This is a genomic window from Shewanella sp. 3_MG-2023 (assembly GCF_030548765.1).
Taxonomy (GTDB): domain Bacteria; phylum Pseudomonadota; class Gammaproteobacteria; order Enterobacterales; family Shewanellaceae; genus Shewanella.
Genome location: NZ_JAUOSH010000010.1, coordinates 107,515 through 125,321, shown reverse-complemented (window position 1 = coordinate 125,321; position 17,807 = coordinate 107,515). Strand labels below are relative to the sequence as shown.

Sequence of the window (17,807 nt, the reverse complement as noted above, 5' to 3'; positions counted from 1 at the left end):
TGCTTGCATCCTGATTACACTGTCCAAGGTAGCAGCTTTTTGGCTCGTTTGTCAGCAGAAGCTAATTTTATCGATGACTGATAACGTATGCGATAAAGCGCCTGATAACAAAGCGGCACCAAGTACAAACTGGTAACAGTTGAGAACGACAGTCCGCCAATAATGGCGATTGCCATTGGCGAATAAGGTGGTCCTCCGCCGCCAATTTGAGTGTCGCCCATTGCTAAAGGCACTAAGCCTAACACTGTGGTAGCAACCGTCATCAATACCGGGCGTAAACGGGTAATACAGATGGCTAAGATAGATTCAGATAAATCGGTTAATTTAGGCGTTTTTTGATTTATTTGGTCAACCAAAACAATGCCATTGTTTACTACGATACCCATTAAGATAAGGATCCCTATCATTGCCATTACCGACATAGGTGTTGCTGAAATCCACAGTGCCCAAAATACCCCAGTGATAGAGAACAAGATTGAACTGATAATGGCGGTTGGTAATAACAGTGATTCAAATAAGGCAGCCATCACAATATAAATCATGATTAATGCCAAAATCATATTTACTGCCATGACGGATTGCTCTTCATCTTGACGCTCAAACCCGCCACGTAGCGAGTAGTCATATCCATAAGGGAAGTTGACATTGGCCATTACCTTTTCAATCTGCTCTTGGGCTTCTTCAGTGGTAATGTCATTCACGTTTGCGCCAATCGACAGCGCAGTTTGGCGATTAAAGTGGCGTATGGTATCAAAGCGGGGCTGTATCTTAATATTGGCGAGATTATCTAAGCTATATAGGCGCTCACCTTTACGAATGATCGGTAATTGTTTTAGCTGCTCTAATGATCGCTGCCAGCTTTTATCATAGGCGAGCTCAATGCGTAATTCGCCATTAGGATCATGCCTATAAGAACGAAGCGGTGCACCGCGTAGCGCCATGGAAATGTGAGAGGCGATTTCGTTAAGTTTTAAATCTAATCTTGCCGCCATTTCACGATCGATTGTAATCACCACTTCTTGCTGAGCAGAACTGACTTCAGAGCGCACATCTTCAAGCCCTTCAATGGCGCTAAGCAGAGGTACGACTTGTTCACTTAAGCGAATTAACTCTGAGGTCGAGCGACCGGTTAAGGTGACTCTTAAGCCTGAGTTTTCATTGCCCCAACCAAATTGTGGCTTGGCTGCGGCATATTTAGGGAAACCTTCACGTATGGTTTCTTTCAATTCAGACATTGGCGTTTCAATATCTTTTTGCAGTAGTAGCGTGGTTTGAATATTGTCTGCTGAGTAATAACTGTAAACAGAATCAATCATAAAGGCCTCTTTATTGGCATAAAGATAATCTTCCATTTGATTGATCATCGCTTCAGTGACTTTTAAATTGTGGCGACCTTCTAATTGATAATTAATGTAGAGGCGATCTTTGCCTTCGCCTTCTGATTGATCTTGTTTTACTAAACTTAAGGGTAATGCGGTAGAGACTAAAATGACCACTGCAATAACCCCTGATAGCTTTGAGTGAGCTAGTACCCAGGTTAGGCTGCGTTGATAAAGCTGCTGTAACTTAGAGACTTTAGCTTCGGTCTCAATATGAAAATCAAACTTAGTAAGCATTAATGGGATTAAGGTTTTAGCAACCAGTAATGATGCCGCTAACGAAATGCAAATCGCAATGGCCACATGCTCAAGGAAAATCGTTAGCTCGACCTTAACCCCGACAATGTTAGGTAAAAACACGATAGCTGTGGTTAATGTGCCCGCCAAGACGGCTAGGGCGACTTTCTCTACCCCAGTAAGTACCGCTTTTTCATTGGCCGCTGTTGTTATTTCAGTTGCAGCGCCATCATCTGATAACGCAATTTTTTGCTTTTGTTGTAACACGCTTTCGGTCACCACGACGGCGTTATCAATTAACATGCCTACAGCCAGTAATAATCCCATCATCGACAGAATATTTAAGCTGTAACCAAGAAAATACATCCCAGCTAATGTCATACAAAGGGAAATTGGCACCGATGACACGACCACTAACGTCATCTTTAAATTACGTAAAAATAAATACAATACCCCAAAAGAAAGCAGCGCACCAAGTAAGCCAGATAACAATAAATCCTGCAGTGATGACTTAACTCCATAAGCTTGATCTTCCATGACGAATAACTTGATGCCTTGAAATTGCTGATCTTGTTTCGTTTTTTCAATAACGGCTAACACTCGTTCAGATACATCGACTAAATTTGAGCCCGATTCTTTAAACACATCTAAACCAACAGCGTATTTTTGGTCTAAATGACGCCCTTCAAAGGCTTCAGGGAGGGTAAATTTGACTGAGGCAATATCACCAACAGAAGTGGTGCTATTAAGCTTTACTGCCTTGATATCTTCAAGTGATAAAAACTCTCCCTTGGGCGATACCTGAAACACCTGATTATTATTTCTAAGTGTGCCAGCACTAATGACAAAGTTTTCTTGTTGTAAACGTTGCTGCAACTGAGCTGGATTAATGCCAGATGCAGCAAGTTTGTCGGCATCTAGTCTTATTTCAATTTGCTTTTGATCAACCCCATACAAGGTGACTTTTGAGACCCCTTCAATACGCTCAAGCGGCTTGCGAAGTTGTTTGTCTAACAGATCAAAAGCATTTGATAACTCACGTTCACTGGAGATTCGAATCGTTAACACGGGCATATCAGCGGTAGAAAATTGCTGAATGAAAACCCGTTCCACATCTTTAGGCAGCAGGTGTCTTACCGAATCAATTTTTTCCCGTGTTTCTAAGCTTTTTGTGGCGACATCTTCGCCCCATTTCATATTTAGCTGAATGTTAGCACCATCTTGAGAAGAGTTTGAGCGGACCTCTTCAATACCACTCATGGTGGCTAGCGACTCTTCTAATACGCGGGTTATCTCTCGTTCCACTTCTGCAGGGGTAGAGCCTTTATAGGGCACGTTAACCTGAATTTGCGGAATATCAATGCCGGGAAACATTTCTAATGGCAATAATCGACTAGAGGCTAAACCAAATAGTAAGATGGCCAAAAAGAACATACTGGTGGTGACAGGCCTTTTAATGGCTAGTTTTGTTAGGTTCATGATTGAGTCTCCAAATCTAAAGACTCAGTGCTTTTGGTTTGATTAATTGCGGTTTGTTGATAGTTTTTTTTATCAAATAAACCGTATAGGGCAGGAATAACCAATAAGGTCAGCATGGTAGATAAGCCAAGACCAAAGATCACCGTTATTGCCATCGGCGCACGGATTTCACTACCATCACCGACACCTATTGCCATTGGCAACAAGCCTAAGGTGGTGGTCATGGTGGTCATCATTATTGGGCGTAATCGAGATTTAGCTGCAGTGCTTATAGCGACTTCTTTATCATGACCTTCTTTACGCAGTTGGTTAATTCTATCAACCAATACAATGGCATTATTGACCACAATACCTGCCAGCATAATTAAGCCGATAAACACGACTACGCTGATATGGGTACCAGTAATAAACAAGCCAATAATACTGCCGCCAACGGCCATAGGCACAGCAAACAGAATAAGTAATGGATGTAATAAGGATTCAAACTGACTCGCCATCACCAAGTAGACTAAAAATACCGCTAATACCAAGGCGATTTTTAAAGACTTAAATGAATGTTCCATTTCTTCATTTTGGCCGCCAAAGCGCGCTTGGATAGAAGAGGGGAGCTGTTGCTGATTTAAAATTTGCTGCGCTTCTTTTACAGCTTCACTTAAATCACCATAACTTAAGTTAGCTGACACTATCGCAACCCGTTGTTGGCTGACACGATTAATGGCAGAGGGGCCCACTTGCAGAGACACATCAGCAACTGCGCTTAATGGGATTGGGTGCTTACTGTTTGGATTAATAATTAATGAGTTAATATCTGAGATATTATTTCGCTCGTCCAATTCACTGCGCACCAAAATATCTACTTTACGATCACGAACCGTATATTGGCTGGCAATGGTACCGCCAACACGTTGAGCAATACGATTAGCAACGGTGGGCGCTTCTAAATTTAATGACGCAAGCCGGGCATGATCAAATCTAATACTGATCTCAGGTTGACCATCACGAAGTGAGGTATTGATATCACTAAAGCGGGCTGACTCTGATAAAGCAGATACCAACTGTTCGCCACTGTGCTTTAGTTGCTGTAAGTCATAACCTGATAACTCGATCTCTAATGGGGTTTTAAAACTAAATAGCTCAGGGTGATCAATAGTGGCATCAAGGGCTGGAATACGCCTTGCTGTGGCCCTTAAGTCATTGGCTACAGCATTAAACTCTTGAGGATCTGCCAGTACTACCTGTAACCGCCCCCAGTTTTCGCCGCCTCGGGCGGTATCAGATGTCATTAAGCCGCCACTGCCTGCTTGGCTAAAGGTGTGTTTTACTTCTTCTCGACCACTAATGGAGTAAGCTAGTTGCTCTAATACAGCATCAGTTTTTTGTACCGCGGTGCCAGGTGGCAGTAAGATCTCAACATAGAATTCACCTTGATTCATTGGTGGAATTAGCTCTACACCCAGTCTTGGGAATAAGCTGCCAGCACCAACAGTTAGCATGATTGCGATAATGACAGTCAAAGCTTTATGCGTCATCGCATGAGCTAATACCCGGTGATAAATGCTTTCAACAAAACGGTAGCCAAAGTTAAATGCAGCACTTAATGGACGCATCACTAATGACAATGCCCAAGAAATGAATCGAGCTGAAATGATAATGAGGTTTAATAGTGCATTAGGTAGATAGCTGAGTAATAGCTTAAATGGGAAACCAAACACGAATTTAAGATAATGCACAGCTTTAGCTTTTTTAGTGGTTGGCAGGGCTTTTACTTCCGGCTCATTTTCGATGGGTAATTGTTTAAAACCCTGTCTTGATGCCAGCATTGGTATTGCCGTTAGTGCAACAAATAAAGACGCTAATAAAGCAAAAGTTACCGTTAATGCTTGATCTGAAAATAATGCCCCTGCGATACCATCAACAAAAACTAAGGGGACAAATACCGCTAAGGTGGTTAAGGTTGAGGCAAAGATTGCCCCTGCCACTTCTTTACTGCCTTTAAGCGCTGCAGCAACTTTTTTAAGCCCTTGCGCTTTATAGCGGTCAATATTTTCCAGCACCACAATGGCATTATCAACCAATAAGCCTATGGCCAGTGCAATACCGCCTAAAGACATAATATTGAGACTGATATCGGCAAAGTACATCATGTTAAAAGTAGCAATAACTGAAAATGGAATGGAAATAGAAATAATTAAGGTAGCAATAATGTCACGTAAAAATAAGTAGATAACTAACATAGCAAGCAAGCTGCCAAACAGCGCGGCGGCGGTTACTTCACTGACTGCACTTTGGATAAACTCAGATTGGTCATAAATAACCTTTAACTGATTATCTGCAGCTTCACTGTTAATCTCATCAAGCTCAGCACTGAGCCTTTTGGCGACCGATACGGTATTGGCATCACCTTCTTTATATATTGCCAGTTCAATAGACTCTACCTGTCCAATACGAGTGATATCACTGCGCTCTTTATAACCGTCAACAATATCGGCAACTTCAGCAAGTCGAATTAAGGTTTGACTATCACGATAGACAATGACATTTCTTAACTCATCTAGGTTATTAAATTGGTTTAGGGTGCGAACTAAATACTCTTTGTCACCTTGGATCACTTTACCCGCAGATAAATTGATGTTTTCTTCATTAATACGGCGCTTAATATCGTCTGCATTAAGGTTTAGTTGCTGCAGCTTTTGTTGATTTAGCAGGATATGAACTTCTTGCTCTAAGCCGCCAGATAATCTCACTGCGGCGACACCAGATAGTGCTTCTAGGCGTCTTTTTAGTTCTTCTTCTGCAAAAGTACGCATACTTTTGAGCTGTGTTTCACTGGCATCAGGTACTGACAGCGCCACACGCATAATTGGATCTAAGTTTGGATTAAAACGCAGCAATAATGGTTTATTGATATCCAGTGGCAGTTCGATGGTATCAATTTTTTCACGCACTTCTAAACTGGCCATATCCATGTTGGTGCCCCATTCAAACTCAAGCACCACATCTGATAAACCTGAGCGTGAAATAGAGCTAATTTTACGCAGCCCTTTAACTACACCGACGGCTTCTTCAATGGGCTTTGAGATTAACTGTTCAACTTCAACAGGTGCAGCGCCATCATAGGCGGTTCTTACTGTGACGCTTGGGTAACTAAGATCGGGTAACAGTTTTACCGCAAGGCGGGTAAATCCGACCATACCAAATAGCATGATTGCCAGCATAAACATCCACACTGACACAGGACGTTTTACCGAAGTATTAATTATCGACATAGTAGGCGCATCCTTGTCTATTTGCTGGCTAGGCTGTTTTTGGCGTAAGAAAGCGGACTGATGATTTCAACTAACGACAGGTCTTTAAGGTTTTGCTGACCACGAATGACGATTTGTTCACCAGATTGCACACCAGATAGAATTTCAACTTTATCATTTTCGCGATAACCGAGAATCACTTCACGACGGTTAGCGGTGTTATCTTTAATGACATACAGTGCTTGGGTGTCATCTTGGTTAATAATGGCGTTAAAAGGCACAGTAACAACATCATTGTGGGTATCATATTTAAGCTCAACACGCGTGAACATGCCGGCTTTTAATGTTGCGTCTTTATTGTTGATGGCGATAGTTACTTTGAATGTACCGCTTTGGGCATCAACAATTGGGCTAATTCGTAATACATTAGCGATAATATCTTGTTCTGTTGAGCCCTTGTTATTAGCGTATTGATTACTAATGCGCGCTTCTTGTCCTAAACGTAAGCTATTAAGTTGTTGCTCTGGTAAATGTACAATTCCGTGTAGTTCATCTTGATTGACAATATAAAACAACTCTTCAAACTCTTTGGCCATATTGCCTTTTTTCACATGCCTGGTGGCGACAATGCCATCGATAGGTGAAACAATGCGGCTTTCAATCACGTATAGTTCTGCGAGATCTCGCTGAGCCATTGCGGCTTGTAAGTTAAACTCAAGCTTTGCCATCACATCTTGACTTACAAATTCTTTGTTTTTCATCTGTTTTAAGCGGTTTAATTCTTGCTCAATAATCTGAACTTCAGCAAGCGCACGCTGATAATCAAATTGTTGGCGTTTGGCATCAATGGTCGCCAGTGCTTGGCCCTTTGTAACTCTATCGCCTTCTTCAACGTTTATTGAAGTAATTAAGCCTGCAATTCGGGTGACAACATGGGCTTCCTCGGGCGCTTCTAGCGTCGCGGTGGTGCTATAAAATGAAGACACATTTCCTTGAGTCACTTGTGATACCTCAACAGGTACCGCGTATTTTTCTTCTTCTGCAGCTGTTTCTTGTTCACCATTACAGCCACTAAGCATGATTGAAAATGCCGTAATACAAAAAACGGATGAGGTGAATTTTTTAATGTTGTTGAACCTTTCCATGGGATACCTGCCAATTAACTAAGTGTTATAAGTGACGTGACATGCCACAGAGTCTGAAACCAAAGCATGCAAACGTCACGTTATAACATGTAACAAATGTTGAATTTATGTTTACAAAGCACGTAATGTGCCAAAATAAATTATTGTTATTTTTCAGTGCTTTAATTGGGTGGCGGTATTTTAGGAACTTAAATGTTAACAAGGGGTAGTGGGAATGCTCAACAAATGGTGAAATTGCTTACTAAGATTTGAGTTAAGGGTTCTGATTTTTGTTGATTAGGATTGTGGGTAAATGGCCATTGAATTAATTTGGCTTTAACAAGAAAATTATTAATAATACAAATAAAATGAACGTGAAAATATTTCAAGGTGTAAAAGCATATAAAGAAGACCAAATTCTGGGTAAAAAGGAAACCAAATTGTAAGTTTTAATATCTCTAATGGCCATTTTTTAGAACAAAAAGATTTTCTTTATAGCGATATAATTTAAAAAGCAGCTTTTTATATCAGATTTAATTGATATTTTTACTCAATTTATTGTTTATTAGGGCCTAACGTGAATGAAAATGACTATTTTATGAATGTTTTTGGATGATTTACAGTATTTTTCTAGCTTAATCTTTAACTTCAAATGAATTAAAATCGGCAATATTTCTAATAGGCAGTTGTATTGCCTAGCACAAATCTGATGCAACTCCTTCTATAAACACAAATGTAATTGGGTTAATTAGGCCGATTTATGGCGTACTTTGGACATATTTTAAAGCTTATTTAATTCTAATTTGTAATACAAAACCAAGTGCTAAAGTGCCGGCGACCCTTTAATTTCGACTAAAATTAACCTGTGGCGGCTATTAGGATTTAGTAAATAATGAAGCGGACCTAGATAATGTGGCTTATGACCAATCTATGGTGAATGAGCTTTAAACGGGGATAAATGTGTTTGGCAGTTTTATTCATACTTGGCTGCTATGGTAACCAAAGTTCGCAGCAAGGGATTTTTGTGTTCATTGAGCGAGGCTGTCAACGCTAACAAAACAGCTTCTCTAGGCATTAAAAAAGCGCCTAAATAGGCGCTTTTTTCACAAACGATTAAGTTATCGTTTATCTATGCTGACAAAGTCACGCTCGTCTGAGCCAGTGTATAACTGACGTGGACGACTGATTTTGTGACCTGGTTGGTCAAGCATTTCTTTCCAATGTGCAATCCAACCAACAGTACGAGAAAGTGCAAATAACACTGTAAACATACTAGTAGGGATACCGATTGCTTTCATGATGATCCCTGAGTAGAAATCAACATTTGGATAAAGCTTTTTAGATACGAAATAATCGTCTTCTAAAGCAATGCGTTCAAGTTCCATCGCTACATCTAGCAAAGGATCGTTCACATTTAGCTCAGCTAACACTTCATGACATGTTTCACGCATCACTTTAGCGCGAGGGTCGAAGTTTTTGTAAACGCGATGACCAAAGCCCATTAAGCGGAATGGATCAGCTTTGTCTTTCGCACGAGCAATAAACTCAGGGATGCGATCAACACTGCCAATTTCTTCAAGCATATTTAGACAAGCTTCGTTAGCACCACCATGAGCAGGACCCCATAGTGAAGCAATACCCGCTGCGATACATGCAAATGGGTTAGCACCAGATGAACCCGCTAAACGAACCGTAGAGGTAGAAGCGTTTTGTTCATGATCAGCGTGTAATACAAAGATTCTGTCCATTGCTTTTTCAACAACTGGATTGACTTGGTATTGTTCACACGGAACAGCGAACATCATGCTAAGGAAATTACCTGCATAACTTAGGTCGTTGCGTGGGTAAACAAAAGGTTGACCGATTGAATACTTGTAGCACATTGCTGCAATGGTTGGCATCTTAGAAACAAGGCGGAAAGCCGCAATTTCACGATGTTTTTCATCATTGACATCAAGAGAATCTTGGTAAAACGCAGATAATGCACCCGTAACACCACATAGCATAGCCATTGGATGTGCATCACGACGGAAACCTCTGAAAAACGAAGCTAATTGCTCGTTCACCATGGTGTGATTCTTAACCATAGCCACAAACTCTTCGTATTGAGTTTTGCTTGGTAATTCACCATAAAGCAGTAAGTAACAAACGTCTAAATAGTTAGATTCAGTAGCTAGTTCATAAATTGGATAGCCACGGTGTGTAAGTACACCTTTTTCGCCATCAATGTATGTAATTGCAGACTCGCAAGATGCGGTCGCTAAAAAACCTGGATCGAAGGTGAAATGACCTGTCTTTCCAAGTTTACTGATATCGATTACATCAAACCCAGCAGTTCCCTGCTTGATAGGTAATTCGATCGAATCTGTCCCCGGTAACTCTAATTTGGCTATATTGTCAGCCATACCCCGTTCTCCTTACTTCATTCTTTTCTGTGAGTGCGGCATGTTAAGCGGACATTACTTTACAGTGAATTAGTGTCACATTTCAATTTAAATAAGCGTTTAAATTTATTAGACCATGGTATAAAGCTTGCTAGACGCCTTGTTAGCAATGGTTTTTTTGCAAAAAAAACATCAAAAAACAAATTTTACATAGTGTGATGTTTGTATTTGACAATTGCCTTGAGTATACTTGCCTGCGTCCTGAAGGGCGACAAACATCACATTTTTGAAAACATTTTTACGTTGTCTAAATTAGTGAATTCTCAAATGGTTAAGTGTTTGATAGTAGTCTGTTAAGTTTCAACATTTTGTTTACATTTGTAGTTTGGTGTAACAAATAGAAGCAAAGCAAGATGAATAATAAAAATAATGCTCAATGGAGCTGAGTGAGCAGAACGTGAAAAAGCAAAGACCTGTCCATATAGACCTACAGACCATTCGCTTTCCTGCAACAGCGATTGCGTCAATTCTTCACCGTATTTCCGGTGTTATCATGCTGTTTGCTGTCGGTATTCTTATTTGGATGCTAAATGAATCTTTAGCATCGCCTGAGAGTTTCGCTGGCTTACAATCTCTTTTTGATAACCTGCTAGTTAAGTTTGTTATTTGGGGAATTCTAACCGCGTTGGGTTATCACTTAATCGTTGGCGTACGTCATCTGATTATGGATACCGGTCGTTGGGAAGAGCTTGCCTCTGGCTTAGCGTCAGCAAAAATCGCCTTTGTGTTATCAGCGGCGTTTTCTATCATCGTGGGGATTTGGGTATGGTAACAAATGCAGCAAGCCTTGGACGCAGTGGTGTTCATGATTTTATTTTAATTCGTGCTAGTGCCGTAATTTTAGCCTGTTATACCATTTTTATGGTGGGTTTTATTGCGTGTAGCGCTCCATTGACATACGAAATTTGGCAGGGGTTATTCAGTACCTTACCAATGAAAGTATTCACTTTATTAGCGCTTGTTGCTGTACTTATCCATTCATGGATTGGTATTTGGCAAGTGTTAACTGATTACGTTAAAAACGTATCAGTGCGTGGATTACTTCAGTTCGTTTTTGTCGTAGCAGCTTTTTGTTATCTAGCTGCAGGCATATTAATTGTGTGGGGTGTATAAGTGAGTATTCCAGTTCGCGAATTTGACGCAGTAGTGATTGGCGCTGGTGGCGCTGGCATGCGAGCGGCATTACAAATTTCTAAAGAAGGTAAGAGCTGTGCGCTTTTATCTAAAGTTTTCCCAACCCGTTCTCATACAGTATCTGCGCAAGGTGGTATTACCGTTGCGTTGGGTAATGCTCATGAAGATCACTGGGAACAGCACATGTACGATACCGTGAAAGGTTCTGATTTTATCGGTGACCAAGAAGCAATCGAGTTCATGTGTAAGACAGGTCCAGAGGCGGTTATTGAACTTGAGCAAATGGGTTTGCCATTCTCACGTTTTGAAAACGGTACTATTTACCAGCGTCCGTTTGGTGGCCAATCAAAAAACTTTGGTGGCGAGCAAGCGGCACGTACTGCAGCTGCAGCTGACCGTACAGGTCATGCATTACTTCATTGTCTTTATCAGCAAAATGTTAAACACAAAACTGAAGTATTTTCTGAGTGGTATGCACTCGATTTAGTGAAAAACGATGACGGTGCAATAGTTGGTTGTACGGCTATTGAAATTGAAACTGGCGAGATTGTTTACTTCAAAGCGAAGGCAACCATTTTAGCAACCGGTGGTGCAGGGCGTATTTATGCTTCAACCACCAATGCACATATTAATACTGGTGACGGTGTTGGTATGGCAATGCGCGCTGGCGTTCAAATGCAAGACATGGAAATGTGGCAGTTCCACCCAACGGGTATTGCTGGCGCAGGTGTGCTTGTAACTGAAGGTTGTCGTGGTGAAGGTGGTTATCTTTTAAATAAAGATGGCGAGCGTTTCATGGAACGTTATGCACCAAATGCAAAAGATTTAGCATCACGTGATGTTGTTGCTCGCTCGATGATGACAGAAATTCGTGAAGGCCGTGGATTAGATGGTCCATTAGGGCCGCATTGTTTACTTAAGCTTGATCACTTAGGTAAAGAAACATTAGAAGCTCGTCTTCCTGGTGTTTGTGAACTTTCTCGTACTTTTGCGCATATTGATCCAGCAGATGGCCCAATTCCTGTATTGCCAACATGTCATTACATGATGGGTGGTCTACCCGCTAAAGTGAGTGGTCAAGTTGTTCGTCAAAATGCTGATGGCACTGAACAAGATATCGTGGGTTTATTCGCTGTAGGTGAAATTGCTTGTGTATCAGTACACGGTGCAAACCGCCTTGGTGGTAACTCATTACTGGATTTAGTGGTATTTGGACGTGCTGCTGGTCAGCATTTAGGTAAAGCACTCGATGCGACTGCGGATCCAAAAGCGCCATCTGAAGAGCAAATTTCAGCATCACTTGAGCGTCTTAATCGCTGGGAAAGCAATAAAGACGGTGAAGATCCTGCTGTTATTCGTAAAGACTTACAGTTATGTATGCAACTTAACTTCTCTGTATTTAGAAGTGGTGATGCAATGGCTGAAGGCCTTAAAGAGCTTAAAGCAATTCGCGATCGTTTAGCGAATGCTAAGTTATCTGATAACTCTTCAGAATTTAATACTCAACGTATTGAATGTTTAGAGCTTGATAACTTGATGGCGACAGCAATTGCGACAGCTTATGCTGCGAACTTCCGTACAGAAAGTCGTGGTGCGCATTCTCGTGAGGATTTCTTAGACCGTGATGATGATAATTGGTTATGTCATAGCGTCTTTGACCCCGTCACAGAAGAAATGACTAAGCGTGAAGTCAACATGGAGCCTAAGCTTCGTGCGGCATTCCCGCCTATCAAGCGTACCTACTAGGAGAAGCCCCGATGAAATTGGAATTTGCAGTTTATCGCTACAATCCTGATGTAGACACTAAACCATATATGCAGGATTACAGTTTAGATGTGGAAGAAGGTACCGATATGATGGTACTAGATGCACTGATGAAGCTGAAAGAGTTAGATCCTGCATTATCATTTAGACGCTCATGTCGTGAGGGTGTATGTGGTAGTGATGGTATGAACATGAATGGTAAAAACGGCCTTGCGTGTATTACGCCGGTTTCTACTTTTAAAGGTAAGAAAATTGAAATTCGCCCACTTCCTGGCATGCCAGTTGTGCGCGATTTAATTGTCGACCTGACTCAGTTCTACACACAGTACGAAAAAATTAAACCGTTTCTTATCAATGATGAGAAAACACCGGCTCGTGAACATTTACAATCACCTGAAGAGCGTGCTCATTTAGACGGATTATATGAATGTATCATGTGTGCTTGTTGTTCTACTGCTTGTCCATCTTTCTGGTGGAACCCTGATAAATTTATCGGACCAAGTGGTTTACTGCATGCATATCGCTTCTTAATTGATAGCCGCGATACGGCAACTGAAGAGCGTTTAGATGGTTTAGACGATGCTTACAGTGTGTTCCGTTGTCACGGTATTATGAACTGTGTTGATGTGTGTCCTAAAGGACTAAACCCAACTAAAGCCATTGGCCACATTAAGTCAATGTTACTGAAGCGAGCAGTGTAAATGCGCAACATAGAGCTGGGATTTATTGTTATATAGCTCTATTGGGGAGTCATCTTCAACTATGGGGATGACTCTTTTGTGTGTGTTAGAAGACCTTTGTAATTAACTGTTTAAATTATATAGTTATATCGCTATTATCCGTAGTTGATAAACAGCGTTAAACGAAAGAGTTAATACGATTCGATTGTGGTGCAACCAGGTATCGCAATTATGAAATTGGCGAAGCACGTGTATCAAGTTTGGAAGGAAAAGTAATGCACCAAGGCATCATGAAAGCTTGGCTCGAATCGTCACATTTAAGTGGCTCAAATTCGACCTACGTAGAAGAGATGTATGAAGCCTATCAAGAAGATCCAAGTTCAGTTACCGCTGATTGGCAAGTCGTTTTTGATAATCTCCCTGCGGTAAATGGTACTTCTCAAGATCTACCTGAAACTGCACACTCTAAAGTACGTGATTATTTCCGCAGTTTAGCATTAGAAGGTCGTGCCAAAGGCGCTAGCCGTGTTACTGACCCAGAGTTAGATGCTAAACAAGTAAAAGTCCTCCAGTTAATTAACGCTCACCGTTTTCGTGGTCACCAAAATGCTAACCTTGATCCGTTAGGTTTATGGCACCGTGAGCCAGTATCTGAATTAGACCCAGCATTTCATGGTTTAGATGCCGAAGATATGCAACGTGAGTTCAATACCGGTTCATTTGCATACGGTAGTGACACCCTTAAATTAGCCGACATAGTTCATGCATTAAAAAGTACCTATTGTGGTTCTATTGGTGCTGAATACATGCATATTACCGATACCGATGAAAAGCGTTGGATTCAGCAACGTCTTGAACCGTCTTTGGGTAAAGCAAATTACGATAACACCACTAAGAAACGCATTCTAGAAGGCCTAAATGCTGCTGAAGGTATGGAAAAATACCTTGGCGCAAAATTTCCAGGCGCAAAACGTTTCTCGCTTGAAGGTGGTGATGCGTTAGTGCCAATGATGCGTGAGATTTTATATCGCGCAGGTGAAGCAGGTACCAAAGAAATTGTCGTCGGTATGGCTCACCGTGGTCGCTTAAACGTCCTTGTTAACGTACTGGGTAAGCGTCCTGCTGAATTATTTGATGAATTTGCCGGTAAGCATGATGAAATCCAAGGTTCTGGTGACGTTAAGTATCACCAAGGCTTTTCATCTGATTTCGAAACGCCAGGCGGAAACGTTCATTTAGCACTGGCCTTTAACCCATCACATTTAGAAATCGTTAACCCTGTGGTTATTGGTTCAGTAAGAGCGCGTCAAGACAGACGTGGTTGTAGCGATGGTTTACAAGTTATGCCAATTACCATTCATGGTGACTCGGCAATTACTGGACAAGGTATTGTGCAAGAGACATTTAACATGTCTCAGACCCGTGGTTTTAAAGTTGGCGGTAGTATTCGTATCGTTATTAATAACCAAGTGGGTTTCACTACCTCTAATACTGCCGATGTGCGTTCAACGGAATACTGTACTGATATTGCCAAAATGGTCCAAGCGCCTATTTTCCATGTCAATGCAGATGATCCTGAAGCTGTTGCCTTTATTTCGCAGTTAGCGGTGGATTACCGTAACGAATTTAAGCGTGATGTGGTGATTGATTTAGTGTGTTATCGCCGCCATGGTCATAACGAAGCTGATGAGCCAAGTGCAACGCAGCCGCTAATGTACGCAAAAATTAAGAAGCATCCTACGCCGCGTAAGATTTATGCTGATCGATTAATTCAAGAAGATAGTATCTCTGCTGATGACGTTACTGGCCTTGTCAATAACTACCGTGATGCATTAGATGCAGGTGATTGTGTAGTGAAAGAGTGGCGTCCAATGACGTTACACACTGTTGACTGGTCGCCGTATCTTAATCGTGAGTGGGATGAAAGCTATCAAGGTGCAATGAACTTTGACAAGCTGATTGGTCTTGCGCAAAAGATGGTAGATATTCCTGAAAGCCACAAATTGCAATCACGGGTCGCTAAGATTTATAAAGACCGTGTATCGATGGCAAACGGTGAAAAACCGGTTGATTGGGGCTTTGCTGAAACCTTAGCTTACGCCACCATTTTGGAAGATAAAAAACGCGTTCGTATTACCGGTCAGGATTCTGGTCGTGGTACTTTCTTCCATCGTCATGCAGTTTTACATAATCAAAATGATGGTACGACTTATTTGCCGCTTCGTAATGTCGCTGATGAACAGGGCGAGATTGATATTACTGACTCAGTATTATCAGAAGCCTCGGTACTGGCATTTGAGTACGGTTATGCCACAGCAGAGCCGGGCGGATTAACCATCTGGGAAGCGCAGTTTGGTGACTTTGTTAATTGTGCTCAAGTGGTTATCGATCAGTTCTTATCTTCAGGTGAGCAAAAGTGGGGCCGATTATGTGGTCTAACGATGCTACTTCCCCATGGTTATGAAGGCCAAGGCCCAGAGCATTCATCTGCTCGTCTTGAGCGTTTCTTACAGCTTTGTGCAAACCACAATATGCAAGTGTGTGTTCCTTCTACACCTGCACAGGTTTATCACATGCTACGCCGTCAAGTTGTACGTCCTATGCGTCGTCCACTGGTGGTGATGTCGCCTAAATCATTACTACGTCATCCATTAGCGGTTTCTACACTTGAAGAGCTCGCTGAAGGAAGTTTCCAAAGTGTGATTGGTGAGCTTGATGCATTAGACGCGAGCAAGGTTGATCGCGTTGTCTTCTGTAGTGGTAAGGTGTATTTCGAATTACTCGACAAGCGTCGTAAACAAGAAATTACTAACGTTGCTATTGTCCGTGTGGAGCAGCTTTATCCGTTCCCGCAAGAAGAAATGCAAGCCGCACTTGCTGACTATCAGCACGTTAAAGATTTTGTTTGGTGTCAGGAAGAACCTCAGAACCAAGGTGCTTGGTATTGTAGCCAACATCATTTCTGGGCAGCTATCCCTGCCGGAGCTGAACTAACCTACGCTGGCCGTGAGGCATCTGCTGCACCAGCTTGTGGTTATCCTGCTCTGCATGCACGCCAACAAGAAGCATTAGTTAATAGCGCATTAAAACTGTCGTAATAGAAAATTATAAAAGGAAAGCTTTCCATGAGTATCGAAATTAAGGTACCCGTTCTGCCAGAATCAGTTGCAGATGCAACAATCGCGACATGGCATGTGCAACCTGGCGAACAGGTTTCTCGTGACCAAAATCTAGTTGATATCGAAACTGATAAAGTTGTACTAGAAGTTGTTGCGCCAGAAGATGGTTCTATTAGCGAATTATTATTCCAAGAAGGTGACACTGTTCTTGGTGAGCAAGTGATTGCAAACTTCGTTGCTGGTGCAGTTTCAGGCCAAGAAGTGACTAAAGCAGAAGCAGAAGCTGCATCACCAGTAGCTGAATCTACAGATGAGTCAAATGATGCATTAAGCCCATCTGTACGCCGTCTCATTGCTGAGCATAACCTTGATGCAAGCAAAGTAAAAGGCACTGGTGTTGGTGGACGTGTGACTAAAGAAGATGTTGAAGCATTTGTGAAGTCAGCACCTGCGGCTAAACCTGCTGCAGCGCCTGCGCCAATTGCACCACTTGAAGGTCGTACTCAAAAACGTGTTCCTATGACGCGTTTACGTAAGACTATTGCTAATCGTTTATTAGAGGCTAAAAACTCTACGGCAATGCTAACAACGTTTAACGAAGTTAACATGCAGCCAATCATGGATATTCGTAAGCAATACCAAGAAGTATTTGAAAAACGTCATGGTATTCGTTTAGGTTTCATGTCTTTCTACGTAAAAGCTGTGACTGAAGCATTAAAACGTTTCCCTGAAGTTAACGCGTCTATCGACGGTGATGAACTGGTTTATCACAACTACTTTGATGTCAGCATTGCGGTATCAACGCCACGTGGTCTGGTTACCCCAGTATTACGTGATACCGATACCATGAGCCTTGCTGAAATTGAAAAAAATGTGCGTGAATTAGCAATCAAAGGCCGTGATGGCAAGTTATCTGTTGCTGATATGACCGGTGGTAACTTCACCGTGACTAATGGCGGCGTATTTGGCTCGCTAATGTCGACGCCAATTTTAAACCTTCCACAAAGCGCGATTTTAGGCATGCATGCTATTAAAGATCGCCCAATGGCTGTGAATGGTGAGGTTGTTATTCAACCTATGATGTACCTAGCATTATCTTACGATCATCGAATTGTTGATGGCCGTGAGTCGGTTGGTTTCTTGGTCGCTATTAAAGACTTCCTTGAAGATCCAACTCGTCTATTGCTTGACCTCTAAGAGTC

At 41.8% G+C, this 17,807-nt stretch carries 10 protein-coding genes; 6 read left to right on the top strand and 4 right to left on the bottom strand.

Translation table 11 applies throughout. The annotated features are described in order from the left end of the window. Positions 1 to 14: 14 nt before the first annotated feature. The 4 genes from Q4591_RS07995 to Q4591_RS07980 all read right to left on the bottom strand — a co-directional run bounded on the left by Q4591_RS07995 (position 15) and on the right by Q4591_RS07980 (position 9,869). The gene (locus Q4591_RS07995; protein WP_303460395.1) at positions 15 to 3,095 is read right to left on the bottom strand and encodes an efflux RND transporter permease subunit; all 3,081 of its coding nucleotides are present in this window, start codon (positions 3,093 to 3,095) and stop codon (positions 15 to 17) included. Continuing rightward, positions 3,092 to 6,361 carry an efflux RND transporter permease subunit gene (locus Q4591_RS07990; protein WP_102532156.1) on the bottom strand — a complete coding sequence of 1,090 codons (3,270 nt, stop codon included), beginning with the start codon at positions 6,359 to 6,361 and terminating at the stop codon, positions 3,092 to 3,094. The genes Q4591_RS07995 and Q4591_RS07990 overlap by 4 nt, the downstream gene beginning before the upstream one ends. A 17-nt stretch (positions 6,362 to 6,378) precedes the next feature. Next, positions 6,379 to 7,485 (bottom strand): efflux RND transporter periplasmic adaptor subunit, encoded by a 1,107-nt coding sequence (locus Q4591_RS07985; protein ID WP_102438311.1) that lies wholly within the window; start codon positions 7,483 to 7,485, stop codon positions 6,379 to 6,381. Positions 7,486 to 8,582: 1,097 nt separating this feature from the next. Further along, positions 8,583 to 9,869 (bottom strand): citrate synthase, encoded by a 1,287-nt coding sequence (locus tag Q4591_RS07980; RefSeq protein ID WP_102438309.1) that lies wholly within the window; start codon positions 9,867 to 9,869, stop codon positions 8,583 to 8,585. Positions 9,870 to 10,284: 415 nt separating this feature from the next. Between Q4591_RS07980 and sdhC the strand changes: the two genes are divergently transcribed. The 6 genes from sdhC (at position 10,285) to odhB (ending at position 17,802) form a co-directional block, all read left to right on the top strand. Continuing rightward, on the top strand, positions 10,285 to 10,680 hold the full coding sequence (sdhC, locus tag Q4591_RS07975; protein ID WP_102438307.1) for a succinate dehydrogenase, cytochrome b556 subunit: 396 nt from the start codon (positions 10,285 to 10,287) through the stop codon (positions 10,678 to 10,680). Further along, positions 10,674 to 11,021, top strand: coding sequence for a succinate dehydrogenase, hydrophobic membrane anchor protein (sdhD, locus tag Q4591_RS07970; RefSeq protein ID WP_076537444.1), 348 nt, complete (start codon positions 10,674 to 10,676; stop codon positions 11,019 to 11,021). The genes sdhC and sdhD overlap by 7 nt, the downstream gene beginning before the upstream one ends. Then, positions 11,022 to 12,788: a succinate dehydrogenase flavoprotein subunit gene (gene sdhA / locus Q4591_RS07965; protein WP_076537446.1), complete on the top strand. Its 1,767-nt coding sequence runs from the start codon at positions 11,022 to 11,024 to the stop codon at positions 12,786 to 12,788. Positions 12,789 to 12,799: 11 nt separating this feature from the next. Then, entirely contained in the window at positions 12,800 to 13,507 is a 708-nt protein-coding gene (locus Q4591_RS07960) for a succinate dehydrogenase iron-sulfur subunit (protein ID WP_076537448.1), read from the top strand. Positions 13,508 to 13,761: 254 nt separating this feature from the next. After that, positions 13,762 to 16,584, top strand: coding sequence for a 2-oxoglutarate dehydrogenase E1 component (gene sucA, locus Q4591_RS07955; protein WP_102476209.1), 2,823 nt, complete (start codon positions 13,762 to 13,764; stop codon positions 16,582 to 16,584). A 27-nt stretch (positions 16,585 to 16,611) separates the two neighbouring features. Then, positions 16,612 to 17,802 carry a 2-oxoglutarate dehydrogenase complex dihydrolipoyllysine-residue succinyltransferase gene (odhB, locus tag Q4591_RS07950; protein ID WP_102438303.1) on the top strand — a complete coding sequence of 397 codons (1,191 nt, stop codon included), beginning with the start codon at positions 16,612 to 16,614 and terminating at the stop codon, positions 17,800 to 17,802. Positions 17,803 to 17,807: the final 5 nt, after the last annotated feature.